Here is a 26453-nt window from a genome sequence, read left to right on the forward strand (position 1 = left end):
CCATCACAGGGGGATAGCCCTTGAGCGAGGCATGGTCCATGATCCGAACAGCATTTCTTGTGGCTTCGGATTGTTTATGAGGGTCATCACCCGGCTGGTATCGTCCTTTCGTCAAACCTGGCAGCACCTGAGCGAACGACTCGGCGATGCTGAAAGCCTGAGTACTCTGCTCTGGGCCATCCCAATCGGGATCGTCGGGGCGCTGGTCACGCTGGGCTTCCGCCATGCGATTGACCTCATCCATCTCGCGGCCTTCGGCAAAACGGCCGACGTGGTCGAGCTGGCCCAGTCCAGCGAATGGTACATGCGCCTGATCGTGCCTACGCTGGGCGGGATCGTGGCGGGCTTCCTGCTCCTGCTCAGTCGGCGCTATACCAAAGCCACGGCGCATTCGGATTACATGGAAGCCATCACCTTGGGCGATGGCCGTATCCCGGTTCGGCAGACGCTGGCACGCAGTTCATCTTCACTGTGCTCGATTGCCACCGGCTCCTCTATCGGACAAGAAGGCCCCATGGTGCAGCTGGCCGCCCTCTGCGCCTCTTTGGTGGGTCGCTTTCGCACGATCTCACCGGAGCAGATGCGGACCCTGGTGGCCTGCGGGGCCGCAGCCGGGATCACTTCTGTATACAACGCCCCGATTGCCGGTGCCTTCTTCGTGGCAGAGATCGTATTGGGCTCCATCGTGGCGGAGCGCATGCCTCCGCTGATCATGGCATCCGTAATAGCCAACCTCACCATGCGCTCACTGCCGGGGTATCACTCGATTTACAGCGTACCGCTGTTCGAGCCCCTGAGCCTGTCGCAAGACCTGATGTTTATTCTTTTGGGCATCCTGCTCGGCGCGCTGGCCCCGCTCTTTCTCTGGCTGCTGGAACGCTCGCGCAAGCGAATCGACCAGATTCCCCTGCCGCTGCCTATCAAGCTGGGGTGCGGCGGGCTCGTGGTCGGCCTGATTTCGATCTTCTATCCACAGACCTGGGGTAACGGCTATAGCGTCATCAATGACTTCATCAACCACCCCTGGCCCTGGACAGCCGTGGCGGCCTTGCTGGTCTTCAAGGTCCTGGCGACAACCGCCTCAGCCGGTACGGGAACGGTAGGCGGCATTTTCACGCCGACCTTGTTTGTCGGCGCCGCCATCGGTGTGCTGTTTGCCAGCCTGGTCGAGCATCTCGCCCCTACCCTGCATGCGCCAACCTTTACCTATGTCGTGGTCGGCATGGGCGCGTTTCTCGCTGCCACCAGCCGGGCGCCGCTCATGGCAATCCTCATGGTGTTCGAGATGACGCTGAGCTATGACATCGTGCTGCCGTTGCTGCTGTGCGTGGTGGCTGGCTACTACATCAGCGGCGCATTCTCGCCTCGCTCCATGTACGCCGTGACCGCCAAAAACAACGAACTATGGAAAGCCCGTAACCAGACGCGCAACCTTAAGGTTAAAGCCATTCTTAACGAGGGCGCGCAAACCGTACCAGCATCAGCCACGCTGGAAGAAGTGCTGCAAACGTTCCGCGAGCAGATCGTCAAGTTTGTGTACGTAATCGACGAAAATGGCCTGCTGGTCAAGATCGTCGCGCTGCGAGACCTCAACAGAGCCCAGGCGGCTGGAACACTTGATGCCAACCTGCTCGCCAGGGACCTGCCCGGTCATACGCTTCCTCTGCTGCACCCTTACGATAACCTCACGGTTGCCCTGGAAGCCTTCCTGAACCATCCCGGCGAACGCCTGCCGGTGGTGGAAAGCCAGTCCTGCCCCAGGCTTTTGGGCTATATATCGAAAAGTCAGGTCCTGGCGCACCTGAAGCTGTATTTATAAGGCGGGTCTTGCAGGGCATTGTCACCGTTGGCAATGCCCTGCTGTCTCTTGCGTGAGGCTTCAATACAGGAAGACCCAATCCTCTCTCACCTTTTCGCCTTTGTGCTGTCCAAGCCATCATCTATCGAGCGTCCCGCGCCGTGCCTGCACATTCAGGCCCTGCGCACTCGATTCGTTGTATTGATTCACCCTGACAGGAGTGGCCTGCATGACACTAAGCGAATTAATGGGAACACTCCGCTTTCTCAAGGATGCCGAGATGCTGAAGGATACCCTTCGCACCGCCTATACCCGCTCGGGAAAGCAGGAAAGCACCGCGGAACACACCTGGCGGCTATGTCTCATGGCCATGGTGTACGAAGACGAACTCCAAGGCATCGACTTTGCCAAGCTGCTGAAAATCTGCCTTATCCATGACCTGGGCGAAGCCATCAGCGGTGATATTCCGGCCGTGCTGCAGCGACCGGGCCTGAGCAAGTCCGGGCAGGAGCGCCAGGACCTGCAAACCCTGCTGGCCTCGCTCCCCGCGGAGCGTCAGGAACGTTTTCTGGCGTTGTGGGACGAGTACGAGAACGGCTCCTCTCCAGAGGCCAAGCTTGCCAAGGGCCTGGATAAGCTCGAGACCATTCTCCAGCACAACCAAGGCTTGAATCCGCCAGACTTCGATTATGGCTTCAACCTGAACTACGGCCGCCAATACACCTCCGCTCACCCACTACTGGCCGCAATCCGTGAGCAGCTGGACGAAGAAACCGAACGAAAAACCGTCGTATAGCAGACTTACATCAAGTGATACCGGGCCTTCCCGGCCCGCTTCGCCTCGTACATCGCGGTGTCGGCAGTATTGATAAGATCATCTGCCGTACGGGCCGAGCCCGGTATGTAGAGCGTGATGCCTATGCTGGCACTTACCTTGGCTTCATAGCTTTCCAACCAGATCGGCTTCTGGATTTTCTCGAGCAGTTGCCCCGCTAATCGACATGCATCGTTCACTCCGTCGACCAACCCTTCCAGAATGACCGTAAACTCATCGCCGCCCAGGCGGATAGCCTCATCGGACTTGCGGATACTACCTTGCAGCCGTTTCGCGATTTCAATGAGCAACGCATCGCCGGCATTATGGCCTTGAGCATCATTGACAGCCTTGAAACCATCGAGATCAAGAAACAGTAGTGCCAGCGTCGCCCGAGTACGCTCAGCCCGTGCAATGGCCTTGGGCAGGACCTCCAGCAGTGCGCGCCGGTTCAGCAACCCCGTTAGCGCATCATGACGCGCCTCGTGCTCACGCCTCGCTTCGGCAGCCTTGCGCTCAGAGATATCGTGCAAAAAGGCACTAAAAAAGGATTGTCCCTCCACATTCAGTGCTCGAAGGCGTATCTCTATTGGAACATCGGACCCATCTCGCCGTATCGCAGGCAACTCCAAGCGTTGATTGAGGACTTTAGCTTCCCGAGTCGCCAAGTAACGCGCCATTCCTGCCAGATGCGCCTCACGCATCGAAGGAGGAATAATCAGCTCGCTTACTGGCTGGCCCAGGGCTTCTTCTACTGTCCAGCCAAACGTTTCGACGGCCTGACGGTTCCAGGCTGTGATAATGCCGAGCTCATTAACGCGGACATAAGCATCATTAGCATGCTCGATCACGCTACTAAGTTCCGCCTCCCGGCGACGAAGCGCCTGCTCGGACTGTAGCTGGTGCGCCATCGCCTGAGATAACTGCTCATTGGCACGTTGAAGCTCATAGGTTCGAAGCACTACGCGCTGCTCCAGATCCTCCATCAGGGCCGCCAGTGCCTCTTCGGCTTCCTTACGCGCATGAATATCGGTAACGATCGTCACAATACTGCTGGCATTACCGTTTTGATCTTCCAGCCGGCTGACATTCAAACGAACCCATATCGAATCGCCCTGCTTGTTGAGTGCGCGCCGTTCCAGGTCGATGGCATCTACCTTTCCGGTAATCAACCCCTCAGCCAGCTGCTTGAACTCGGCTAGATCGTCTGGATGAATGAGTTCCCAGAACGTCAGTTTCTTAATTTCATCGCGGCTGTAACCCAACATTCGACAGAGTGCATCATTGATATCGATCCAATGATCATTTTTGCCTACCAGGGAAATTCCTACCGCGGCCCGTTCGAAAATGGCGCGAAAGCGCGCCTCACGTGTCTCGAACACCGCTTTCGACCGTTTGACGTGACGGCGGGCCAGCAGGGTTGTTTCGCGCAGCTGAACCTCATGACAGACCAGGGCGGCCAGGTCGTTGAGCGCCTCAAGCTCTTCTGCCTCCAGCCTGCGCGGCGTTGTGTCCATGACACACAATGCACCGAGCGCCAGACCTTCGATACTCGTGATGGGGATCCCGGCATAAAAGCGAATATGCTTGCCACCCTTGACGAGATGATGGTTTTTAAACCGCTCATCCAGCGTTGTGTCTTCGATAAAGATAGCCTGCTGCGCCAATACCGTATGAGCGCAGAACGAGGACTCCCGACTGGTTTCCACGAGATCCAGGCCAATCTGGGACTTGAACCATTGCCGCTTGTCATCCACCAGCGAGATATAGGCGATGGGCATACCCAATGTACGTACCGCCAGCCGGGTAATCCGGTCGAAAAAAGGCTCGGCAGGCGAATCCATCAGCTCAAGCGCATTCAGGACGCGCAAGCGTTCGGTTTCGTAGGAAGGATCGGCTGCTGGCAACATGGCAATGGTCAGGCTAAAGCGGGACTATTTTACAGTCTGACAGATAAGCAGCCGTTTCTGCTCATGGTTTCGTCAGGCTACAGTATGTCATTGATAGCGTTTTGATCCGATAACCTGAACCAGTACGCCCTGTCATGTCTCGAACCATAACGTTTCAGTATCAGGTATCCATGAGCGCATGACTTTCATTCAATGGGCAGGCGTACTCAGTACGTTACTGCTGGTTCTGGCCCTGGCATCGGCCTACCTTCGCTGGCTTCCTGTCACTACATCCGTCGTTTGCCTGGCATTTGGCATTGCTATTGGCCCGCTGGGGCTGGGCCTCTGGCAGGAAAGCTTTCAGGACGTGGCCCCCTGGATGGAGCATCTGACGGAAGTTGCCGTTCTGATCTCCCTGTTCGTGACCGGACTCAAACTGCGATTACCCCTGACAGACCCGGCCTGGCGCGGTGCCTATATGCTGGCCGGACCGATCATGCTGTGCTGTATTACCGGCAGCACCCTGGTCTGTCACTACCTGTTTGGTCTCAACTGGGGCACCTCCCTGCTCATCGGCGCGGCCCTGGCCCCTACCGATCCGGTCCTGGCCGGACTCGTCCAGGTCGTCCATGCCCGGGACTTCGACCGGGTGCGCTACTCGCTGTCCGGTGAGGCAGGCCTCAACGATGGCACGGCCTTTCCGTTTGTTGCCCTGGCCCTGCTGGTCATGCACCACGATAGCGTACAGGCTGACTGGCTGGGTGAATGGGTTCTGCATCGCCTGCTCTGGGCCGTGCCTGCAGGCCTTCTGATCGGCTACACCCTGGGGCGGTTGATGGGGCGATTCTCCATTTACCTGCGGATCAAGCACCGCGATAGCGTCATCTCTCCCAATGACTTTCTTGCACTGGCCCTGATAGGTCTGGCCTATGTACTGGCCGATCTGGTCGGCGCCTGGGGCTTTCTTGCCGTGTTTGCAGCGGGCGTGGGGTTGCGTCGAGTGGAGGTCTCATCCTCCGGCCACGCCAAGATTCCAGCCGAGGAGCAGACCCAGCCGGTACTGGGCCACATGACCGGATCGGTCGTACAGGCCAATCAGCTCGACCAGGACAAACTGAGCAGCCCCACCGTGGCAGCCGGCGTACTAATGGGTGACATGCTGGCCTTTGGCAACCTGCTGGAACGCTCCCTGGAAGTGTTGCTGGTCACGCTGCTGGGCGTATTGCTCTACCCCCACTGGGACTGGCGCGCGGCAGGGCTGGCGCTGATATTGTTCTGCGTGATCCGCCCTTTAAGCGTGTACTTGCTGATGGGTCGACGTTGGGCGACCCCTGCCCAGCGCACACTGATCGGCTGGTTCGGCATACGAGGGATCGGCAGCCTGTACTACCTGAGTTATGCCCTGAACCACGGCCTTACGGAAGGCTCACTCAAGGACAGTATCGACATCACTTTGACCGTCGTGACTATCAGCATCCTGCTGCACGGAGTCACTACCCAGCCCTTGCTGGATCGCTATGAGCGTAAACATGCGAAAGAACAGGCATGAGCTAGCGCGCGGTGCTTATACCGTGTCGGTAAGTGCTTTGACCGTGTCGATGACTTTGAAGACGTCGAAAGGCTTTTCGAAGATGGCATTGAACAGATGCTGGTTCTGCTGAGCGATATGCGCCTGCGCACCGGTGGTCAGGATGATGGGTATCGCCTTGAGATCGGGATGGTCGTGAATGGCCTGGGCCAACTCCATGCCATTCATCAAGGGCATCATGAAATCCGTAATGACCAGCGCAGGCTGCTCGCGCAGCAAGGCATCCAGCGCCTTTTGGCCATTGCTGGCCGTTTTGACCTGGAACCCCGCATCCTCAAGCGCGAACGAGAGAATTTCAGCGATTAAAAACTCATCATCGACCACCAGAATCGTCGTCATGTATTTACCTTCCCTGTAATGACGACATCAGCCCTGACTGTTCGACGTTGCTGAGCCTGAAAGAACCATCTCCGCATTTCTGAAAGCCTTAGCTAAATCAATACCACTATCACTGATAACAATTTCACGAAGTGACGGGTCGAAGTGGCTGTCCCGCACCTTCAATATGGAAATGACCCGCTTGAGTTCGGCATTCAATTCCGCATAGCGCATCATGAACAGATTGTCTGTAATGCCTGACAGTTCAGGCGCAGGCGCGTGAATATCCGACCCGAAGAGGTCTTTCATCTCCCACGTGCCATACACTGTGACACCCATAGACCTGAGCTGGTTGGTGAGCGCGGTAAAGAATTCCATGAGTCGATCCTCTTTGCTGGCCATGCGAGCAATGGCGCCGAGGCTGTCAATCAATAACCGCCTGGCCTTCAATCGGCGGACCTCATCAATAATCTGATGGCCTACTTTATCCAGCTGCAACTCAACCGTTGGCTGCCAATGAATATGTACAGCGCCGCTATCGATCAGGCCGCCCAGATTTAGCCCTATACTGCGTGCCTTGATGCGGAGCCGGTCTGGCGTCTCGTAAAACCCGAAGATCACGCCGGGTTCCTCCAGAGAGGACTGGGCAATAAAGCTCAGGCCCATGGAGGTTTTGCCGCTGCCTGACGGCCCCATCAGCAAGGAGATGGAGGATTGACTAAGGCCTCCTGCAAGCATCTGGTCAAAACTGGTCAGCCCTGTGCCGACTCGGCGCTCATCAATCTGTTCCGGACGATAAGGCGTGTTGTAGACAGCCTCGAGCCTTGGATAGACCACAAACCCATCTTCAGTGATCTGATACTCATGCAGCCCGGCAATCGCAGGGCTACCACGCGTCTTGCGCAGGCTCATGCGACGAATGGAGCGCACGCCACGAATCTCCTCGCCCACGTCCAGCACACCGTCGACCATGGTCAACTCGGGGCTGCCGTCATCGAGACGTGAGCTAGTCAGGAACAGAACCGTACAATTGGCAAAGGCGGCATGGGCCTGCAATTCGGCAATAAATCGCTTCGTGTCCAAAGGCGTTTCGGCTCTGGAGCGGGCATTGAGCAGTCCATCGACCACCAGCAGCGTCGCCTTTTGTCGGGAGATCTCCCGGCGCAGCAGCTTGACGACCGGCTCCAGCCCTTCCTGCTCCATGGTGTCGAACGCACTAAGGTATTGGATATCACCGCCGATCTGGCTGTGATCGAAAAAGCTGAGCGTGGAAAGAAACTGGAACATCCGCTCATGGGATTCGGACAACAACGTGGCGAACAGGACACGCTCACCCTTGCGCACATGGTTGAAGGCAATCTGATTGGCCAGAATTGTCTTGCCGGAACCCGGACGGCCCTGAATGACATATGACGCGCCGGCCACAAAGCCGCCCCGTAATAAGGTATCCAGCCCCTCGATTCCACTTTCCAGGCGCGTTAGTTGCTTCAATTCGATTGGCCCTGCCAGAGAGTAAAAGATCATTGATCGACCACACCGTGGCGGTCTGAACAGGTCGACAAGACTATGGCTCAGCGCCTGAAATATCCAGATGAATGCTTCGGAGAGAGGCCCAGGGTACTTATCAGAGATGACAAATGAGCAGGAGTTCTCAGACGGCAACGCCTGGGGCACCACGCCTGTAGAGACGGGAGCGGCAGCTGCCGCTCCCTGAGGAGAATGTTACTTGTCTGGCTGAGGCGTCATGCGCAGGTAGGGGCGCAGCGCCTGATAGCCTTTCGGGAAGCGCTGCTTGATCTCGTCTTCATCCTTGAGCGAAGGCACGATCACCACATCGCCACCCTGCTCCCAGTTGGCTGGCGTAGCCACCTTATGGTTATCGGTCAGCTGCAGCGAATCGATCACCCGCAGGATCTCATTGAAGTTACGTCCCGTGCTGGCGGGGTACGTGATGATCAGCCGGACCTTTTTGTTCGGGTCGATGACAAACAACGAGCGAACCGTCAGCGAGTCGTTCGCGTTCGGATGGATCATGTCGTACAGGCCCGACACTTTCCGATCTTCATCGGCAATGATGGGAAAGTTGACGGTGGTCTTCTGAGTGTCATTGATGTCATCGATCCAGCGGCGGTGAGAATCGGCCGGATCGACCGACAGGGCAATGACCTTGACGTTTCGGGCTGCGAATTCGTCCTTCAGCTTGGCCGTGAACCCAAGCTCTGTCGTACAGACGGGCGTGAAATCGGCCGGGTGCGAGAACAGCACGCCCCAGCTATCGCCCAGCCACTCGTGAAAACGAATACGGCCTTCGCTGGAATCCTGTTCGAAATCGGGTGCTATATCGCCCAATCTAAGGCTCATGGTGATCCTCCTGTATCGGTTCAAGGGGCCACCTGCCTGGACAGATGGTCCGGATAAGTTAAGCCCGGTATCGTGACGTTCGCTCGATTTGATGCTGCAGCTGGTACAGGAATGTGAAACCGTCCTCCCAGCGTTCATGACCGGACTTCACATTGATGTGACCGACATCGGCCAGGATCGTTGAGGCGGCGCCCCAGATATTCGCCAGATAACGCGCGCGCTCCGGTGTGGCAGCGGGGTCGTTACCGGAGCCGACAAGCAGCGCCGGAAACGGCAGAGCCTGCCGAGGCAATGGCGCAAAATTCTTTAGCGGCGCGGGACAGGCCGGTCGCTCGACGTCTGCAGGTGCAACCAGCAACGCACCGACTACACGCTGTCTTGTTTCAGGGTCGGCCTGCTCGGCCCAATGGGCCACGGTTGCACAGCCCAGGCTGTGGGCGATCAGGATAACCGGAGCGTGGCAGGCCTTCAGGCTGCGCTCCAGTTCATCCACCCATTCCTGACGTTGCGGCATGAACCAATCCTTTTGCTCTACCCGAGAACAATCAGGCAGAACACGCTGCCAGTGGCTTTGCCAATGATTGTCAGGCGAGCCCTGCCAGCCGGGAACGATCAGATAGTGTATCGGGGTGGTGCCCATGGCGATGCCTCTACAGGAGTCATGGCAGCAGTGTACGCACGCCTAAAATACGCACAAAGAATAAGTAATAATTTATTTATTCTTTAATGGAATAAGTCTTGTTCCTCGACAAGCTGCCGCGCTTTGGCCTGGATGATTACGCCCCCTATGCCATTGGTCTTCTTTCTTACCATCAGCCCGTAATATCTGAACTCCCCGCGGATATTCCTCTCCTTACCTAGGAAGGCTGTTGATCATCAATAGCCGAATCAGGGGTTCCCCCTGGAGAATTCAAATGACTGCTAAAAACGACAACCCAGGAAATTTTGCCAACGACCGCGAAAAAGCCTCCGAAGCAGGCAAGAAAGGGGGTCAGAACAGCGGCGGTAACTTTGCCAACGATCGCGAGAAGGCCTCTGAAGCAGGCAAAAAAGGTGGCCAGAACAGCCATGGCGGCGGCCGCAGCTAGCAGCTGAGTGGTTGAGCGGAGGCCCAGCTTCCGCTCAAGCTCTGTTTTCAGGCGCTGCTGAAGACACTTCCTACCGTTTGAATAAATCCACGCTTTTACCAACCTCTAATATCCCTCTTTGATCGTCACCCTCCCTGACATGACCTGATCGCTCGCTTCAGACGTATCTGCCTGAGCGATAGAAAGAGCCTGCTCTTTGGAGTATTTCGGCCTCCAGAGAAGAGCTCAAGCGCATGAGGGTCTGGTATAGCCTCTCTAAAATAGAGCTACACAGAGACATCTGCCTTAAGCGTGTAAAGGTAATAACCTGATGAGGGCAATTGGGAATTGCCGGAGGGCTTATGAATTAAATTGGCAGAACAGACACACCGATAACCAGAGCTTAAAAACAATACCGGTAAAAAGCCGATTTCATCTTCCTATGGTTTGCACAATAGCGGCATCGCTGAACTCTTCCATCCGCAACAATTTCAGCGAAGCGAGAAACGCATGAGCCTGATGTTCATGGCGAAATTCAATAGACGGCCGCTGGGATTCAGTACACATAGCCGGTATGTTTCTTTCCTGCCATACCACCGTGACCAACTTTCCTCGTAATGAACAGCTATGTAGCGTTCTTCCGTCACTGGTCTTGATTGTCCAGGCAGTCATGAAGTACCTGTATAGTTAATGAATAACCGTTGCGCCTCGTTAAACTTTGGCCAGACTATTCTTTCTTCGAATATCAAACTGATTATCTATTTCACGCTTGATGCCCGTCACCCACACTTGCGCCTCAGCCTGGCTCATTTGATAAGGTGAACTATTTCGTCTGGCTTCTAGAATGGTAGTACCGCTTTGCTGATTGAAGATGCGCACGGCGAAGCCTTTTTCGCTCTCTTCCAGCACTTGGAAACCCAAGGGCAGAAACTGCGACTTCATATAGGTGAGAACAGGGGCTGATACGTCAGTCGACATGAATTTTCCTTACGCTAATAAAGGTGAAAAACCCCGGCTTGGCGGGGCCTTATGTCAACGCTCTCTGATCTGTCCCGCTTCGAAGCCCTTAGGCCCTACGATCAACTGATAACTCACAAGCTGGCCTTCATTCGGACCTCTGAAGCTTCGGTTTTCAAAAGATTTCGTATGAATGAAAAGGTCTGGTCCTTCTTGCGGAATAATAAAGCCAAACCCTTTATCTTCACTAAACCACTTGATAGTGCCTTGATGTCTGATGGACATGATTTTTCTCCTGGGTATATGAATCACGGCAGCCTTTGAAATGCGCCGAGACTGCACCTAACGGGCAGAGGAACCGAGGAGATGATTTCAGACAGGCCATCAAGTCAGCATCGCGGTGACAATTAGCTATACAGTAAGGCCACTGTACTCTCTTTCACGTCCATGTGTTGCTTTTATACTGAACCTAGACGGACGGAATAAATGAAAACAAATATGACTATTATTACTCCATTATTTATGCTTCCCAAATATTATAGGTCTGCCATTTATTTGGTCTAACACTCTGATTTCATTGAGCAAGTGTTATTTAAACCGTTTCTTAGCAGAGAAAAATAATCGAGAAAATAAAAATAAAGGTATACAAGAGCTGAAAAAAGCGTATTGTGATCTCACTGCTTTGCAATTGCTACTTCGATACCTGGCTTGATGTTCTGTTTTTCGTTTCATCTCCTCGGCTCGTTTTACTTTCGCACCTCAGTCTCGGCCTGAATGTTTCAGCGCCGCAGCCTTATTTTACCCTGGAGATACATCATGTCTGGTCGTCAAAATGGCACCGTCAAATGGTTCAACGATGAAAAAGGTTTTGGTTTTATCACTCCTGAGAGTGGTCCGGACCTGTTCGTCCATTATCGCTCGATCGAAAGCTCAGGCTTCAAGAGCCTGAGCGAAGGTCAAGCAGTGTCCTTCGTGGCCGTCAAAGGTCAGAAAGGCATGCAAGCTGATCAGGTTCAAGTCGCTTAAGACACCTGATCCAAAAAAGCCCCGCACTGCGGGGCTTTTTTATTGCCTTGGAAAATAGCCTGCCAACCGATTCGCCCAAGGCATACCCCGTGAGCATGCCTGCACCTGGACAATGATCAGGTAGGCACGGGCCCATCCGGTGATATAAACGGCTTTGTAAAACCTGGTGCCAAGGGTGCCAATGCCCACTCACTGCGGAATCGGCTGAGGTACACCATGTTGCTGCGGGTGGCGGCTTTTCGGTTCATTTTCCCAGCCATAACCGCGAGCTGCGTCTTGATACCATCAATAACCGTATGTAACCGCTCCTGATCATCCAGATCGGCTGCGGAAATCACACGTATGGCCACCACATCCTTGTTTTGCGTTGAAAACGTTAGCGTCAGACTGCCGTCAGGTCGAACGGCTGAAATGACAGGCCGGTTAACCTCAAAGGAGGATGACAGGGTCTTGAGATACGCCTTCATGTGAAACACCTCGCCGAGCAGAATGGTAGATATTGGCAGCCAGCGCTGCGTTTATGGCTCCAGAAGCCAGTGCGAGGCACCTAGAGTGCCTCGACATGTTCAGCCTGCATGCCCTTCCCTAATTTGCCTTCAGCGGCAATGTAAGAAACCGGCTGGCCCGCGATCAGCTGCTTGACCGCATGACCACCGTTGACCGACTTGTGGTGCACAAACAATTCAGGCCCCTGGGCCTGAACAATGAAGCCATACCCTTTGACACGGTCGAACCATTTGACGGTACCGGTTTGACGATCAGACATGAAAGGCTCCTGGATAAGGTAGGCCGCAGGGAAACATCCCGTACGAGCCGAGGCGGCAGTGATCCAAAGAGAGGCTGGGGTGTAGATAAAACACCCTCAAGGGGTCATGGCAGCATGATAGCAACGTAGTTACTTCACCATAGGCGCATTCGGCCTGGGGTGTGCGGCTATTTAGGTGTGCGGCGACGGGTGGGAATCCTTGTTCTGCCATGCGATCAAAGCGACAAACTGTTCAGCACAGCGGCAGGCCTGATTGAGCACGTATAGAAAGCCCATGCCAGACGGGTTCTTATCGCTGATACAGGCGCAGGCGCGGTACTGACATGAACCGAAGGCATTCAGCTTGGGAGAACTATGTACTACGGAGAGCGACTCAACGCCTGGACGCACCTGATCGGCGCAGCCCTGGCATTCATGGGTGCGGTATGGCTACTGGTACGGGCCACCCTGGACGGCTCACCAGCCAAGGTCATCAGCATCATTATTTATGGCGTCACGCTGGTGCTGCTCTATAGCGCCTCGACGATTTACCACAGTGTGCAAGGCCGTGCGAAAACGGTCATGCGCAAGGTGGATTACCTCTCCATCTACCTGTTGATTGCTGGCAGCTACACGCCGTTCTGCCTGGTGACATTGAAAGGCCCCTGGGGCTGGACGCTATTCGCTATCGTCTGGGGGCTGGCGGTCATCGGTATGCTGCAGGAGATCAAACCCCGTTCCGAGGCCCGCGTTCTGTCTGTCGTGATTTATGCCGTGATGGGCTGGATCGTTCTGGTCGCGGTCAATCCATTGCTGGCGTCGCTGGGCGCGGCAGGCTTTACCTGGCTGGTCACGGGGGGTTGCCTTTATACGTTGGGGATCGTTTTCTTCGCGTTCGATCACCGTTTTCGCCACTGGCATGGCATCTGGCACTTATTCGTTATGGGGGGCAGCCTGCTGCACTTTATTACCATCGCCCTGTATGTGGTGTGATACCTTCAATTCAGTAGTATTGAGCGAACACAGGTATCAGGCCGGAGCCAAGCCATTTGTCTGCTACTGAAAAAGACCTGAATCAGACGCTATGCTTGAAGGTCTTTGCTCATAGCATTGTTGCTACTTTTGAGCGCTGTCTTGGACACTATAAAAGCTTTAACAGGTTTGCCTGACAGTACTCCTGCGCAAGGCTTGCTACTTACATTTCGCCTCACCCATAGGCGACCCGCTGGATCGTACGGGGTTATATGAACACCACTACCCAACCATCGGTTCCTGACAATCAGAAGAACCTGACTCGCAGCGATATTGATTTTCCGGTGGTAGGTATCGGCGCCTCGGCAGGCGGGCTGCAAGCCCTTCTGAAGTTCTTTGAACACATGCGCAGCGATAGCAACATGGCGTTTGTGGTCATTATGCACCTGTCGCCCAAGCACACAAGCGCGGCTGACCGCATCCTGCAGAACGTAACCAAGATGCCGGTTATTCAGGTCACAAGCCCTGTCCCAGTCGAGAAGAATCACGTCTATGTGATACCGCCGGGCAAAGACCTGAGCATGAACGACAGTTACCTGCGTCTGGGAGAACCACAGCGTACCCGCGGGGATCACGTAGCAATCGATTTGTTCTTTCGGACACTGGCCGATGTTCATCGGAGCAGGGCCATTGGCATCGTGCTATCGGGTGCCGGAGCCGATGGCTCGGTGGGGCTTGCACGGGTAAAGGAGCAAGGCGGTATTACCCTTGCCCAGTCCCCGCAGGATGCTGAATATGACTCGATGCCCAACAGCGCCATTTCTACCGGTGTGGTGGATATCGTCCTGCCTGTGGTTGAGATGCCACAAAAGCTGCTGGAAGTCGCTGCCAATCTGGTAAATATCCAGATACCGATCAACGACCCCCGTGAAGAGAACGAGCCGCAGATCGATCCTCAGATCAGAAATCGAACGAATCAGCTGGCCCTTCGGGATATCCTGACGCTGCTGCTAACGCGCACCGGTCATAACTTCAAGCAATACAAGACCGCCACCATATTGCGCCGTATCGAACGGCGCATGCAGGTCAACTCCATTCCAGACATGAACAGTTATGCAACCTTTCTGCATGACCATGTCGAGGAAACGCCGGCGCTGCTTAAAGACATGCTGATAGGCGTGACCAATTTCTTTCGGGATCGCGAAGCCTTCGAGGCGCTTGAACGAGACATTATTCCCGACCTGTTCGAGCAGTTCGCTGCGGCAGAGAGCGAAGACGGTGAAATGCGGATATGGTCTGCTGCCTGTTCGACAGGTGAAGAAGCCTATTCCCTGGCCATGCTGTTCACCGAACAGGCTGAGCTAAGAGGCTCGCCTGCCAAAATCCAGGTGTTTGCAAGCGATATCGACAATCAGGCACTGGCCACAGGGCGTGCAGGCCTATACCCACAAGCCATTGTCACGGACGTTCCTCCGCCCCGTCTGCGCCAGCATTTTACGAAAGAGCAGATCCATTACCGGATCAAGAAAGAGCTTCGCGAGCGGGTGTTGTTTGCGGCGCATAACCTGCTGAGCGACCCCCCTTTTTCCCGGCTGGACCTGATCTGCTGCCGCAACCTGCTGATTTATCTGGACCGTGAAGTGCAGAGTGAAATCCTGCAAACGTTTCACTTTGCGTTGAAGCCAGGGGGCTATCTTTTTCTAGGCAGCTCCGAATCAGCCGACATGTGCAGCAACCTGTTTACGCCAGTCGATAAAAAGAACCGTATCTATCAGGCCAAAAACACGGCCGGGATCCTTCGGTCCCGCCCGGTACTGCAACTCAGCACAGGCTATCCAGCGGTACAATTGCCCCAACATCAGGGGAGCCGCAGCAAGAAGGTTTCTTTTGCCGAAGTGCATCGCCGGGTACTGGAGCAGTATGCGCCACCCAGCGTAATCGTCGATCACGAATCGAACATTGTGCACATGTCGGACCGTGCCGGGCGGTTCCTGCGCTATGTGGGCGGCGAGCCGTCTCACAACTTGCCAACCCTGGTACTACCCGAACTGCGCGTTGAATTGCGGACTGCGCTCTTCCAGGCGATACAGTCCAATAAGAGCGTCGAGGCACGGCGGGTGCGAATCACCCGTGACGATCGGACGTATTACATCAACATGGTCGTGCGCCCCTTCCGCGACGATGAGGCCAACAGCGATTTCATGCTGGTGATCTTCGATGAAGTCGAGGATGTGATGAGCATGGAGTCCAGCACACCGCATACCGAAGCCAAGGACAGCGTACTCACCCAGCTCGAAGCGGAGCTGCACCGCACCAAGGAGCAATTGCAGCTCACCATCGAACACTCCGAAACCTCCACTGAAGAACTCAAGGCATCCAACGAGGAGCTTCAGGCCATCAATGAAGAGTTGCGGTCGGCCACCGAGGAGCTGGAGACCAGCAAGGAAGAGTTGCAGTCAATCAACGAAGAGTTGATTACCGTCAACGCTGAGCTCAAGAGCAAGATTGAGGAAACCGGCAAGATCAATGACGATCTCCAGAACCTGATCACCTCGACGGATATCGCCACGGTATTCGTGGACCGTCGCATGCGTATCAAATGGTTTACGCCCCGGGCAACCGAGTTGTTCAACATCATTGCCAACGATGCCGGGCGTTCATTACTCGATATCACGCATCGGCTGGACTATGACGAACTGGCTGAGGACGCGACCCGGGTCTTCGAATCCCTGCATTTGATCGAGCGCGAAATCCGCGCCTCGAATGGGCATTGGTATCTGGCCAGAATGCTGCCCTACCGCACGGCGGATGATCGAATAGAAGGCGCGGTACTCACCTTTATCGATGTAACCGGGCGACGCGAAGCCGAAGAGCAGGTACGCGCCAGCGAAAACCACATGAAGTTGGTGGCACAAAGCGTCAGTGACTACGCCATCATCACCATGGATCAGAACGGACTCATCACCACCTGGAACCATGGCGCCGAACTCATGTTCGGGTATTCCGAGGCGGAGGTGGCCGGGCACTGCATCGAGACCATCTTCACGCCTGAAGAGCGAGCCAAGGGCATACACCTTGAGGAGCTTAGAATTGCCCGGGAGAAAGGCCATTCCCTTGATAAACGCTGGCATCAGCGCAAGGATGGCAGCCGCTTGTATTGCAGTGGTGTCACCTACCCTATGCGAGATACCGAGCTACGCGGCTATGCCAAGATCGCCCAGGACACCACAGAAGAGTATCAGCGTGCCTGCGAGAGGGACAATCAACTAGTCCGCTCGGAAACCAGCAGCCAGCTTAAGGACGAATTTTTTGCCGTCATGTCCCATGAGCTGAAGCATCCGTTGAATTTGATTCAGCTGAACGTTGAGTTGATTGCTCGCGCGCCCTCGGTTCGTGCCTCTGCCGCCACGCTGCGCGCCGCCGAAACGATCCAGCGTTCGGTACGCAGTCAGGCCCAGATCATCGATGATCTGCTCGATTTCTCGCGTGTGCGAACCGGTAAGCTCAAGCTCGATCGTACTATAGTGGATGTTGTCAGCCTGCTGCAGGAAATTGCCAATGTCCTGCGGCCCACGGCAGTTGCCGAGTCTATCCGCCTGGAGGGTCCCAATGTGTCCGAGCAGCCCTTGCTGATCGAGGCGGACCGCACCCGGATGGAACAGATCGTATGGAATCTGCTTAACAACGCAGTGAAGTTCACGCCTGCTGGCGGCACCGTTACGCTCCGCCTGAGCGAAGACGGCGACAGCGTCCGGCTGGATGTCATCGATACCGGACAAGGCATCGCGCCTGAGTTTCTACCCAAGGTATTCGACATGTTTGGCCAGGCCGAAATGCACAATACGGCGCGCGCTCGGCATGGCTTGGGCATTGGTCTGGCCCTGGTAAAGCAGTTGGTCGAGGCCCATAACGGCCGGATAGAAGCCGAATCGGCCGGCTTGGGCCAAGGCTCACGCTTTACGGTCTGGATACCGAAATGCAGCCACAACGAGGCAACTGGCGAGTGTATCGACACCTGCTCGGAGGCGGGACAACTGCAGGGGCTCAAGCTGCTGCTGGTGGATGATTCCGAAGATATTGTCGAAACCATGCAAATGCTGCTGGAAAGCGAAGGGGCCGAGGTTACACCGGCCTGTAGCGGTGAGCAGGGACTGGCACTTGCCAAAGAGCAGATCTTTAATCTGATCCTGTCCGATATTGGCATGCCGGGCATGGATGGACACGAGCTGATGATTGCGTTGCGTCAGGACAGTCTCAATCAGCAGACGCCAGCGATAGCCTTGACGGGTTATGGCAGCAAGACAGACATCGACAAGGCCATGCAGGCGGGCTTCGACGCTCATTTAAGCAAGCCCATCCAGTTCGATACGCTTATCCAGCACACGCTTGAAACGGTCAATCGGCGTCGGTCTTAAAAAGAGCCCGCCTCGCGGCGGGCTAAAGGTGCCTTATAGGGGAATAACTACAGGCAGCGTGACGTGGGTGACCGCGTGGCAATCAGAGTTTGGCGATCGAGACCTCCGTGGATTTCACGAAGGCGATCACCTCGCTGCCGACCACCAGTTCCAGCTCCTTGACCGAGCGCGTGGTGATAACGGAGGTAACGATCCCGGCAGCGGTTTGTACGTCGATTTCGGAAAGCACCGACCCTTCGATGATTTCCTTGATGGTGCCTTTGAACTGGTTACGAACGTTGATGGCTTTAATGGTCATGGTTGTGCTCCTCAAGTGATCAAAGTGCCCAGCGCAGTTGCGTGGGGCGGTAGTCGGTGTCGTGATGGTCGGGCAGTGAAGGTTGGGCCAGTACGCGGGCCAGCACCTCGGCCTCCAGAGCGGCAAGCCCGGCCGAGCCGCGGTTGCGCGGACGCGGCAGATTGATGTCGAGGTCCAGGCCGACCCGGCCCTCCTCTATCAGCAGCACGCGATCCGCCATGGCTACGGCCTCGCCCACGTCGTGCGTGACCAGCAGGACGGTGAATCCATGCTGCTGCCAGAGACGCTCGATCAACTGCTGCATCTCGATACGGGTCAGGGCGTCCAGCGCACCCAAGGGCTCATCCAACAGTAACAGGCGCGGCTCGTGGATCAGAGCCCGCGCCAGGGCCACACGCTGCTTCTGTCCACCCGACAACGCAGCCGGCCACTCGTGGGCCCGCTCAGCCAGCCCCACGGCGTCCAGCGCCTCTAGCGCCTTCTGCCGCCAGTTGCCTTTGAGGCCCAGGCCGACGTTATCGATGATGCGTTTCCAGGGCAGCAGACGGGCATCCTGAAACATAAGACGGGTCGCGTCCTGATGCCGGGCAAGCGGCTCCTTTCCCGTCAGCAGCTGCCCGCTAGTCGGCTTATCCAGCCCGGCCACCAGCCGCAGCAAGGTGCTCTTGCCGCAACCGCTGCGCCCCACCACGGCCACGAACTGACCGGAGGGAATCGTCAGGTCGATGCCCTGAAGAACGTCGCGCTCACCGAACCGCTTGCCGACTCCTTCCAGGGTCAGGGCTGTTCCCCGCTTGTAAGGGAGACTGTGCAAGGCCGTCATGCTGCACCTCCTGTTTTCTGATAGGCCGGATGCCAGCGCAGCCATGCGTGCTCAAGGCCGCGGGCCGCAAGATCCGCCAGCTTGCCGAGGACGGCATACAGCACGATCGCCAGAACCACGATGTCGGTTTGCAGGAATTCACGGGCGTTCATGGCGAGATAACCGATGCCGGAACTGGCCGAGATGGTCTCCGCCACGATCAGGGTCAGCCACATCAACCCAAGCGCAAAGCGCACGCCCACCAGGATCGACGGCAGCGCCCCAGGCAGCACGACCTGCGTGAACAGTCGATAGCCAGAGAGCCCGTAACTGCGCGCCATTTCCACGAGGGCCGGATCGACGTTGCGAATGCCGTGATAGGTATTGAGGTAGATCGGGAAAAACGTACCCAGGGCGACCAGGAAGATCTTGGCCGACTCGTCGATCCCGAACCACAGGATGACCAGCGGGATCAGCGCCAGGTGCGGTACGTTGCGGACCATCTGCACGGAGCTGTCGAGCAAACGCTCGCCCCAGGTCGAAAGCCCTGTGATAAAGCCCAGAAGCAGGCCGATACCACCTCCGATAGCAAAGCCGATACTGGCGCGCCAGCTGCTGATGGCGAGGTGTTGCCAGAGCTCGCCACTGCGCACCAGGCTCCAGCCTGCCTCCAACACTGCACTGGGTGCCGGCAGGATACGGCTGGACAAGAGGCCGGTTTCCACAGCCACCTGCCACCCGGTCAGGAGCAGCACGGGGAGCACCCAGGGCGCTACGCGTTGCAGGGAGGTGTTGATCGTATGATTCATACCGCCTCCTCAGCTCTGCGCGGCATACTTCGTGGTTGAGGATGGCACGATGTCGTTGGCCACGATCTCGCCGAAGGGGCTGATGTTATTGGCACCCGCCGGCTGCTCGGGTCGGCTAAGCGGCAGGTGCGGGAACAGGAGTTCGGCCACACGGTAGGACTCTTCCAGGTGCGGATAGCCGGACAGGATGAAGGTATCGATGCCCAGTTCGGCATATTCCTTCATGCGCTGGGCCACGGTGGGGCCGTCACCGACCAGAGCAGTCCCCGCCCCGCCGCGCACAATACCCACGCCTGCCCAAAGGTTGGGCGCGATTTCTAGCTTGTCGCGTCGTCCGCCGTGCAGCGCAGCCATGCGCTGCTGACCAACCGAATCGAACCGCGCAAACGAAGCCTGGGCTTTGGCGATGGTGGCATCATCCAGATTGGCGATGAGCCGGTCGGCCGCCTTCCAGGCCTCTTCGTTCGTCTCACGGACAATGACGTGCAGGCGAATCCCAAAGCGAACGGTACGGCCATAGCGAGCGGCCTTTTCACGTACGGACTCGATCTTCTCACGTACCGCCTCAAGCGGTTCACCCCAGGTCAGGTACAGCTCGACCTGCTCGGCAGCCAGCTCCTGGGCAGGCTCGGAGGAGCCTCCAAAGTACAGCGGCGGATAGAGCAGCTTGGCGCCCTTGACCTTGATGTGCTTGCCATCGAAGTCCACCGTCTCGCCTTCCAGCACACGGCGCCAGATATGAGTGAATTCTTCCGAGGCCTCGTAACGCTCCTCATGGCTCAGGAACAATCCGTCCCCGGCCAGCTCTTCCGGGTCGCCGCCGGTCACGAGGTTGAACAGCGCCCGCCCGCCGGATAGGCGATCGAGCGTAGCGGCCTGACGGGCGGCCACGGTGGGTGAAATGATGCCAGGGCGCAGCGCTACCAGAAATTTGAGTCGCTGGGTCACAGGGATCAGCGAGGCCGCTACCAGCCAGGAGTCCTCGCAGCTGCGGCCGGTAGGAATCAGTACGCCGCCAAACCCGAGCCGATCCGCCGCCTGGGCGATCTGTTGCAGGTAGCCGTGGTCAACGGCGCGGGCGCCCTCTGCCGTGCCGAGGTAATGGCCGTCGCCGTGGGTTGGTAGAAACCAGAAAACGTTGAGATTGCTCATGAACAGGGCTCCGTCAGATGGAAATCTGGGTCAATTCGAATGTGGGCTTCAGGGTGCTTTCAGCGGCATCAGCCGTGGGCACCAGGGGCAAGGGCTGCACATGGGCGTCGACAAAGGCACACCATGACGCGTGCCATCGCCTGATCCATCCCATTCAGGTAGCGCTCGACCAGACGGCTGGCGATCGTAGGCAGGGGCTTGGTATTCATGGCGTCACCTCGGTGTTGGTTTGGCGTTGCGCAGTAACCGGTACGGCGGGCGTCGCAACGTCGGCCACGCGTATCGGCTTGGGAATCAGGCGGTTCTGGTAGAACAGGTCAGCGGTTTGCTGCTGGTTTTCGATGTCCCTGGCGGTAATCGAGCTGATGGGCGAATCCGGACGGTGGCTGAAATAGGAGGCCACCACAGCCCGCGGCAGTCCCAGCTGGCGCGTCATGATCTCGATGCTGCCTTCGGGATTGGCCCGCGTGAGCGCCTCGGCCTGGTTCAGCGCATTGAAGATCTGCGGGATAAGGTCCGGATTGCGCTCGGCAAACGGACGGGCTGCCAAGTAGAAGGAGCCTGAGTTGGAAAGCCCGTTACGACCATCGGTCAGCACACGCACCTGACCGGTTAATAGCGCCGCCGAATAGAAGGGATCCCAGATGGCCCAGGCGTCCACGTTGCCCTGATCGAAGGCTGCACGGGCATCGGCAGGCGGCAGGTAGACCGGCTGGATATCGGTGTAGTTGAGGCCTGCCTGATTAAGCGCTCGAAGCAGCAGCGCATGGGAGCTGGAGCCTTTCTGGAAGGCTACCTTTTTCCCCTTGAGATCCGCCAGGGTGTGGATCGGGCTGTCCTTGCTCACCAGAATGACTTCGGCCAACGGCTTGGCGGGCTCGGTGCCAACATAGAGCAGATCGGCTCCGGCAGCCTGGGCAAAGATCGGCGGGATATCACCTGTCGCACCCAAATCGATGCTGCCTGCGTTCAGGGCTTCGAGCAGCTGCGGCCCGGCCGGAAACTCCACATAACGAACCTGCGTGTTCGGGAAGCGCGTCTCCAGGAAGCGCTTCTCCCGCGCCACCACCAGATTCACGGCACTCTTCTGATAACCGATGCGCAACTCGGCGGGATCGGCCGAGGCGGTCTGGAACGCGAACGCTGCCAGCGTGCCGAGCAGGATCAGGCTGCGGGTTAGGAAAGCAGGCTTCATGGTTTTACCTCCGCGCGCTGGGCAAGGTTGGCAGGCGGTGTCCAGATCACGTCACGAACCGCCAGCGTTTTAGGAATCAGACGAATCTGCGTAAAGGCATCGGCAATCTTCTGCTGCGCAGTTACCACCTCGGGAGTGATGAACTGGGCCCCGTAGCCCTGCCGCGCTACGACCGTACGGGCAATGTCTTCCGGCAAGCCGAGCAGCGGCGCGACCTGCTTGGCGACCTCATCAGGATTGGCCTCTGCCCACTCCCCTACCGAACGAACCTCGTCGACCAGCGTGGCAATGACTTGCGGGTGCTGTTGGGCGTAAGGGCGGGTCGAGAGGTAGAACTGGTGGTTGTCGACCAGCCCGGTACCGTCGGTAAGCGTGCGCGCCTGAAGCTGCTTTTCCGCAGCCGCCTGATACGGGTCCCAAATAACCCAGGCATCGGCGCTGCCGCGCTCAAAAGCGGCGCGGGCATCTGCCGAAGGCAGGTAGATCGGTTGGATGTCGCTGTATTTCAGGCCTGCCTTTTCCAGCGCGCGAACCAGCAGGTAATGAACATTGGAGCCCTTGTTCAGGACGATCCTCTTGCCCTTGAGATCGGCCAGCGTCTGGATGGAAGAATCCTTAGGCACCAGGATCGCTTCGCTGGTCGGCGCTGGCGGCTCATGGGCGACATATACGAGGTCAGCACCCGCCGCCTGAGCGAAAACGGGTGGGGTTTCACCAGTAACCCCAAAGTCGATACTGCCAACATTCAGCCCTTCCAGTAATTGGGGGCCGCCGGGAAATTCAGTCCATTGCACGGTAACGCCCTGCTCGGCCAGGCGCTTTTCCAGCGTGCTACGGGCCTTGAGCAGCACCAGCGTGCCGTATTTCTGATAGCCGACCCGTAAGGTTTCGGCGGCTTGAACGGTGGCATCGAGCGACAGGGCCAGCAGCAGCGCGGCAACCCATCCTCGATGCAAGGGTTTGACGCGCATCGCGTGCTCCTTGGCTTCGAGTGGTGTCCTGCCTGCTGCCCCGTTGTCGGGTCAGTAAGGTCAGTAATCTATTCTCCCGTGTGGGAGTGGTTACATCAGATGCTCCAGCGTGCCTGTGTCAGCTGCGCTGTCAAAACATGTGGCTCGACCGGCTTCGGTCGGCGGGCCAGTGCGGCCAGAAAAAGCTCCAGTGACTCGTCCAAACGCTCCGCCAGTGCAGATGAGAGCGGTGTTTCGCTTTCATAGCTGACCTGGCTGTCATCGGCGAACACGCCGGGCAGGATCTCCTGCGCCTTGAGCGCAGCCAGCACCGGCTTGAGTGCGTAGTCCACCGCCAACATATGTGCAATCGAGCCGCCGGTTGCCAACGGCAGCACCACCTTATGGTTGAGTGCCCGCTCCGGTAACAGGTCAAGTACCGTCTTGAGCACCCCGGAAAATGAGGCCTTGTAGATCGGTGTGGACACCACAAGGCCGTCCGCATTGTGCACGTGCTCGACAAAGGCCTTGACCTGAGGGCTCTCGAACCGCGCCTGGATCAAATCTTCGGGCGGGAAATCCTGGATGCGCCAGGAGGCTACCTCGACCCCATGTGCGTTCAGCCATTGCCGGGCCTCGCCGAGCAGTACGCTCGATCGGGATCTGGCCCCCGGGCTGCCCGCCAGCGAAACCACTAGCATGCCGTTCCCCTTCAACTGTCCTGTCAGGGTCGGTATGCCCTTCAGGTATGTAGCGAACCATAGCAAGCCTTAGCTTATACCTAAAAATCATTTTTATTAATTTGCTTATAACTTTTTGTATAAATGAAAAACCCCAGCGCGCAGGCTGGGGTTTTCTGGTGTTGCAAGGCTTGCAAGCAGAATGCGGAAGATTGGTACTGCACCCTCGATTTACAGGGTGAAGTGCCCCTTACTGCGGCGCTTTCTGGATTTCAGCCTGCACCTGATCGAACAGTGGCTTGCCCACGGTATCGATAACCGACTGGATGGCCGGCTGCGCCTTTTCACGCATGCGCTGGGTTTCCTCTGCGCTTACCTGGTTAATCTGCATTCCGTGGGCCTTCAGCTCTTCCAGGGCTTTTTCGCCTTCGGCGCGTGTGTCCAGCCGCTCAGCATCACGTGCCTTCCTGGCTGCCTCCATCAGGATGTCCTGTTCGGTCTTGGACAGCCCATCCCACCAGCGCTTGGAGGCCATCATGATCCAGGGGCTATAGACGTGGTTGGTCACGGTCAGGTACTTCTGCACCTCATAAAACTTGGACGACAGAATCGTGTTGAACGGGTTTTCCTGCCCATCCACGGCCTTGGTCTCCAGACCGGTAAAGAGTTCGGAGAACGGCAGCGGCACGGCATTGGCACCCAGTTGCTTGAAGGTATCCATGAAGACCGGGCTCTGCATCACCCGCACCTTGATGCCGGAGAAGTCTTCCAGCTTGTTGATCGGGCGAACGTTGTTGGTCATGTTGCGAAAGCCGTTCTCCCAGTAGACAAGGCCGACGAGGCCCTTTTCCTGGAGCTTGTCCATAACCTGCTGGCCTACTGGTCCGTCGAGTACATAATCCGCCTGTTTTGCATTGGAAAACAAAAAGGGCGTATCCCAGATCGCCATCTCCTTGGTGATGCCGACCAGTGTCGCGGTAGAACCCACCATCATTTCCTGCGCCCCGCCAATCAACGCATTCTGCATCTGGGCATCCGGGCCCAGGCTACCGGCGCCAAAGGTGCGCACCTTGAGCTTGCCACCTGAGGCCTTGGCCACCTCCTCTGCAAATACCTTGGCGCCGCGTCCCTGGTTGCTGTCTTCGTTGAGGCCATAGCCGAAGCGGATCATGCGGGGGCGAATGTCATCGGCGGCCTGGGTTGTGAGGGTGGCTAGCGGGCCGCAGAGCACAGCCGTGGCCAGGGTTGCGAAGAGAAAGCGTTTCATGGGCGTTCCTTTTATTGTTGTTGATAAAGCCTGATGCCTGGGCGCTACAAGGGCCCAGGCCGTTCAATGCAACCACTTCAGAGGTACGGTAATGATCTCGGGAAAGATCACCAGCAGGACAACAATGGCGATATAGGTAAAGAAGAAGGGCAAAACCCCTTGCACCAGCTTTTCCATGCGGATACGCCCGATCCCTCCGACCACGTTCAATACGGTGCCCACCGGCGGCGTAATCAGGCCGATCGAGCCGATCAGCACAAACATCACGCCAAAATAAACCGGGTTGACGCCCGCCTTGGCTGCAATGGGTGCCAGGACAGGTCCCAGGATCAGGATGGTGGGCGTAAGGTCCAGCACCATGCCGATGGCCACCATCAAGAGCATGATGGCGGCTACCAGCAGCTTGGGATTGTCGGCAATCGGACCCAGCATGGCAGCGATTTCATCGGGGAGCTGGGCCAGTGTGACCATGTAGGCCGAAACGGTCGCGGCCGCACACAGGAACATCACCGAGGCCGTGGTGCGGCTGGCCCGGGTCAGCACCTCAACCAGTGCGTTCCAGCTCAGTTCCCGGTACAGCAGCGTGGACACCAGTAGCGCATATACCGCCGCGACCACGGCTGCCTCGGTGGGCGTGAAGATACCGCCCCGCAGACCGCCCACAATAATCACCGGTAGCATCAGGGCGGCAATGCCATCCACGATGGCATGACGGCGTTCCGCCCAGGAAGCCTTGGGTTGCGGCGGCTCGTGAATGCTTCGGGCGATCAATGTCCAGGCGATGATCAGCCCGGCCCCCATGATGAGCCCAGGAACCAGACCCGCCAGGAATAACTGGCTGATCGAGGTATTGGTTACAACGCCGTAAATCACAAAGGGCATCGACGGCGGAATGATCGGCGCAATAATGCCGCCCGCCGACACCAGTCCACAGGAAGAGCTGAGCGGATAGCCGCGCTGACGCATCATGGGCAGTAGCAGGGTCGCCAACGCCGCGGTATCGGCCAGGGCCGAACCCGACATGCTGGCCAGCAGCACCGAGGCGGCAATGGCAACGTAACCCAACCCGCCCTTCTTGTGGCCGACAAAGGCTTGGGCCATGGTGATGATGCGTCGGGAAATGCCGCCTGCGTTCATCAGCTCGCCAGCCAGAATAAAGAATGGCACAGCCAGGAGCGGAAAGCTGTCGGCACCGGCCTGTAGATTCTGGGCCAGCAGTTGCACATCCCAGAAGTCCAGGTACCACATCAGCACCGCGCCGGTCAGCAGGAGTGCAAACGCAATCGGCATCCCGAACGCCATGAAGCCCAACAGGGAGGAAAGAAAGACAGCAACGGTCATGATCAGCCC

General features: G+C 57.2%; 26 protein-coding genes. 7 read left to right on the top strand and 19 right to left on the bottom strand.

Annotation, left to right across the window (positions count from 1 at the left end; translation table 11 throughout):
* Positions 1-76: 76 nt before the first annotated feature.
* Together AC4LF3_RS17130 and AC4LF3_RS17135 are read left to right on the top strand one after the other, a co-directional pair.
* A complete protein-coding gene (locus AC4LF3_RS17130; RefSeq protein ID WP_491835985.1) occupies positions 77-1819 on the top strand; it encodes a ClcB-like voltage-gated chloride channel protein in 1743 nt (580 codons plus the stop codon).
* Positions 1820-2027: 208 nt separating this feature from the next.
* Positions 2028-2594 (top strand): HD domain-containing protein, encoded by a 567-nt coding sequence (locus tag AC4LF3_RS17135; RefSeq protein ID WP_122041592.1) that lies wholly within the window; start codon positions 2028-2030, stop codon positions 2592-2594.
* A 5-nt stretch (positions 2595-2599) separates the two neighbouring features.
* On the opposite strand, the gene AC4LF3_RS17140 is transcribed toward AC4LF3_RS17135, so the two are convergent.
* Entirely contained in the window at positions 2600-4522 is a 1923-nt protein-coding gene (locus AC4LF3_RS17140; protein WP_491835987.1) for a sensor domain-containing diguanylate cyclase, read from the bottom strand.
* Between the two features lie 178 nt (positions 4523-4700).
* Between AC4LF3_RS17140 and AC4LF3_RS17145 the strand changes: the two genes are divergently transcribed.
* Positions 4701-6050, top strand: coding sequence for a cation:proton antiporter (locus AC4LF3_RS17145; protein WP_173869035.1), 1350 nt, complete (start codon positions 4701-4703; stop codon positions 6048-6050).
* Between the two features lie 15 nt (positions 6051-6065).
* Here the strand turns inward: AC4LF3_RS17145 and AC4LF3_RS17150 are convergent, their stop codons facing one another.
* From AC4LF3_RS17150 to AC4LF3_RS17165, 4 genes are all read right to left on the bottom strand, one after another.
* Positions 6066-6428 carry a response regulator gene (locus AC4LF3_RS17150; protein WP_074822007.1) on the bottom strand — a complete coding sequence of 121 codons (363 nt, stop codon included), beginning with the start codon at positions 6426-6428 and terminating at the stop codon, positions 6066-6068.
* A gap of 27 nt (positions 6429-6455) precedes the next feature.
* Positions 6456-7898, bottom strand: a complete 1443-nt coding sequence (locus AC4LF3_RS17155; RefSeq protein WP_491836323.1) for an ATPase domain-containing protein — start codon at positions 7896-7898, stop codon at positions 6456-6458.
* A 231-nt stretch (positions 7899-8129) separates the two neighbouring features.
* Complete coding sequence (locus tag AC4LF3_RS17160; RefSeq protein ID WP_010795827.1) at positions 8130-8768, bottom strand: peroxiredoxin; 639 nt, start codon at positions 8766-8768, stop codon at positions 8130-8132.
* Positions 8769-8826: 58 nt separating this feature from the next.
* Positions 8827-9408, bottom strand: a complete 582-nt coding sequence (locus tag AC4LF3_RS17165; protein ID WP_239383338.1) for an alpha/beta hydrolase — start codon at positions 9406-9408, stop codon at positions 8827-8829.
* A 274-nt stretch (positions 9409-9682) separates the two neighbouring features.
* Between AC4LF3_RS17165 and AC4LF3_RS17170 the strand changes: the two genes are divergently transcribed.
* Complete coding sequence (locus AC4LF3_RS17170) at positions 9683-9856, top strand: con-10 family general stress protein (RefSeq protein ID WP_010795829.1); 174 nt, start codon at positions 9683-9685, stop codon at positions 9854-9856.
* A gap of 690 nt (positions 9857-10546) precedes the next feature.
* Here the strand turns inward: AC4LF3_RS17170 and AC4LF3_RS17175 are convergent.
* Complete coding sequence (locus AC4LF3_RS17175) at positions 10547-10813, bottom strand: hypothetical protein (protein ID WP_239383339.1); 267 nt, start codon at positions 10811-10813, stop codon at positions 10547-10549.
* A gap of 54 nt (positions 10814-10867) precedes the next feature.
* The gene (locus tag AC4LF3_RS17180) at positions 10868-11077 is read right to left on the bottom strand and encodes a cold-shock protein (RefSeq protein WP_447109204.1); all 210 of its coding nucleotides are present in this window, start codon (positions 11075-11077) and stop codon (positions 10868-10870) included.
* Between the two features lie 531 nt (positions 11078-11608).
* On the opposite strand from AC4LF3_RS17180, the gene AC4LF3_RS17185 reads away from it, so the two are divergent.
* Positions 11609-11818, top strand: coding sequence for a cold-shock protein (locus AC4LF3_RS17185; RefSeq protein WP_010795833.1), 210 nt, complete (start codon positions 11609-11611; stop codon positions 11816-11818).
* Positions 11819-11934: 116 nt separating this feature from the next.
* On the opposite strand, the gene AC4LF3_RS17190 is transcribed toward AC4LF3_RS17185, so the two are convergent.
* Both AC4LF3_RS17190 and AC4LF3_RS17195 read right to left on the bottom strand, forming a co-directional pair.
* Positions 11935-12285: a DUF3509 domain-containing protein gene (locus AC4LF3_RS17190; RefSeq protein WP_010795835.1), complete on the bottom strand. Its 351-nt coding sequence runs from the start codon at positions 12283-12285 to the stop codon at positions 11935-11937.
* Between the two features lie 80 nt (positions 12286-12365).
* The gene (locus AC4LF3_RS17195; protein WP_010795836.1) at positions 12366-12584 is read right to left on the bottom strand and encodes a cold-shock protein; all 219 of its coding nucleotides are present in this window, start codon (positions 12582-12584) and stop codon (positions 12366-12368) included.
* A 354-nt stretch (positions 12585-12938) separates the two neighbouring features.
* Between AC4LF3_RS17195 and trhA the strand changes: the two genes are divergently transcribed.
* Positions 12939-13556, top strand: a complete 618-nt coding sequence (gene trhA, locus AC4LF3_RS17200; RefSeq protein ID WP_491835991.1) for a PAQR family membrane homeostasis protein TrhA — start codon at positions 12939-12941, stop codon at positions 13554-13556.
* A gap of 251 nt (positions 13557-13807) precedes the next feature.
* Positions 13808-17950, top strand: a complete 4143-nt coding sequence (locus tag AC4LF3_RS17205) for a CheR family methyltransferase (protein ID WP_491835993.1) — start codon at positions 13808-13810, stop codon at positions 17948-17950.
* Positions 17951-18032: 82 nt separating this feature from the next.
* Here AC4LF3_RS17205 and AC4LF3_RS17210 read toward each other — a convergent pair whose 3' ends face one another.
* From AC4LF3_RS17210 to AC4LF3_RS17255, 10 genes are all read right to left on the bottom strand, one after another.
* Positions 18033-18248 carry a TOBE domain-containing protein gene (locus tag AC4LF3_RS17210; protein WP_010795839.1) on the bottom strand — a complete coding sequence of 72 codons (216 nt, stop codon included), beginning with the start codon at positions 18246-18248 and terminating at the stop codon, positions 18033-18035.
* Between the two features lie 19 nt (positions 18249-18267).
* A complete protein-coding gene (gene ssuB / locus AC4LF3_RS17215; RefSeq protein ID WP_491835996.1) occupies positions 18268-19071 on the bottom strand; it encodes an aliphatic sulfonates ABC transporter ATP-binding protein in 804 nt (267 codons plus the stop codon).
* Positions 19068-19859 (bottom strand): aliphatic sulfonate ABC transporter permease SsuC, encoded by a 792-nt coding sequence (gene ssuC / locus AC4LF3_RS17220; RefSeq protein WP_312510068.1) that lies wholly within the window; start codon positions 19857-19859, stop codon positions 19068-19070. The genes ssuB and ssuC overlap by 4 nt, the downstream gene beginning before the upstream one ends.
* Before the next feature lie 9 nt (positions 19860-19868).
* Positions 19869-21011 carry an FMNH2-dependent alkanesulfonate monooxygenase gene (gene ssuD / locus AC4LF3_RS17225; RefSeq protein ID WP_491835998.1) on the bottom strand — a complete coding sequence of 381 codons (1143 nt, stop codon included), beginning with the start codon at positions 21009-21011 and terminating at the stop codon, positions 19869-19871.
* Positions 21012-21079: 68 nt separating this feature from the next.
* Positions 21080-21220, bottom strand: a complete 141-nt coding sequence (locus AC4LF3_RS17230) for a hypothetical protein (protein ID WP_010795843.1) — start codon at positions 21218-21220, stop codon at positions 21080-21082.
* Positions 21217-22206, bottom strand: a complete 990-nt coding sequence (locus AC4LF3_RS17235) for an aliphatic sulfonate ABC transporter substrate-binding protein (protein ID WP_491836000.1) — start codon at positions 22204-22206, stop codon at positions 21217-21219. The genes AC4LF3_RS17230 and AC4LF3_RS17235 overlap by 4 nt, the downstream gene beginning before the upstream one ends.
* Positions 22203-23177, bottom strand: a complete 975-nt coding sequence (locus AC4LF3_RS17240) for a sulfonate ABC transporter substrate-binding protein (protein ID WP_491836002.1) — start codon at positions 23175-23177, stop codon at positions 22203-22205. The genes AC4LF3_RS17235 and AC4LF3_RS17240 overlap by 4 nt, the downstream gene beginning before the upstream one ends.
* A gap of 95 nt (positions 23178-23272) precedes the next feature.
* Positions 23273-23857 (bottom strand): NADPH-dependent FMN reductase, encoded by a 585-nt coding sequence (ssuE, locus tag AC4LF3_RS17245; RefSeq protein ID WP_010795847.1) that lies wholly within the window; start codon positions 23855-23857, stop codon positions 23273-23275.
* Between the two features lie 229 nt (positions 23858-24086).
* Positions 24087-25103 (bottom strand): TRAP transporter substrate-binding protein, encoded by a 1017-nt coding sequence (locus tag AC4LF3_RS17250; RefSeq protein WP_197872560.1) that lies wholly within the window; start codon positions 25101-25103, stop codon positions 24087-24089.
* Between the two features lie 63 nt (positions 25104-25166).
* Positions 25167-26444, bottom strand: coding sequence for a TRAP transporter large permease (locus AC4LF3_RS17255; protein WP_074821974.1), 1278 nt, complete (start codon positions 26442-26444; stop codon positions 25167-25169).
* Between the last annotated feature and the right edge of the window lie 9 nt (positions 26445-26453).

It is taken from the genome of Pseudomonas sp. C2.3V, assembly GCF_058536325.1.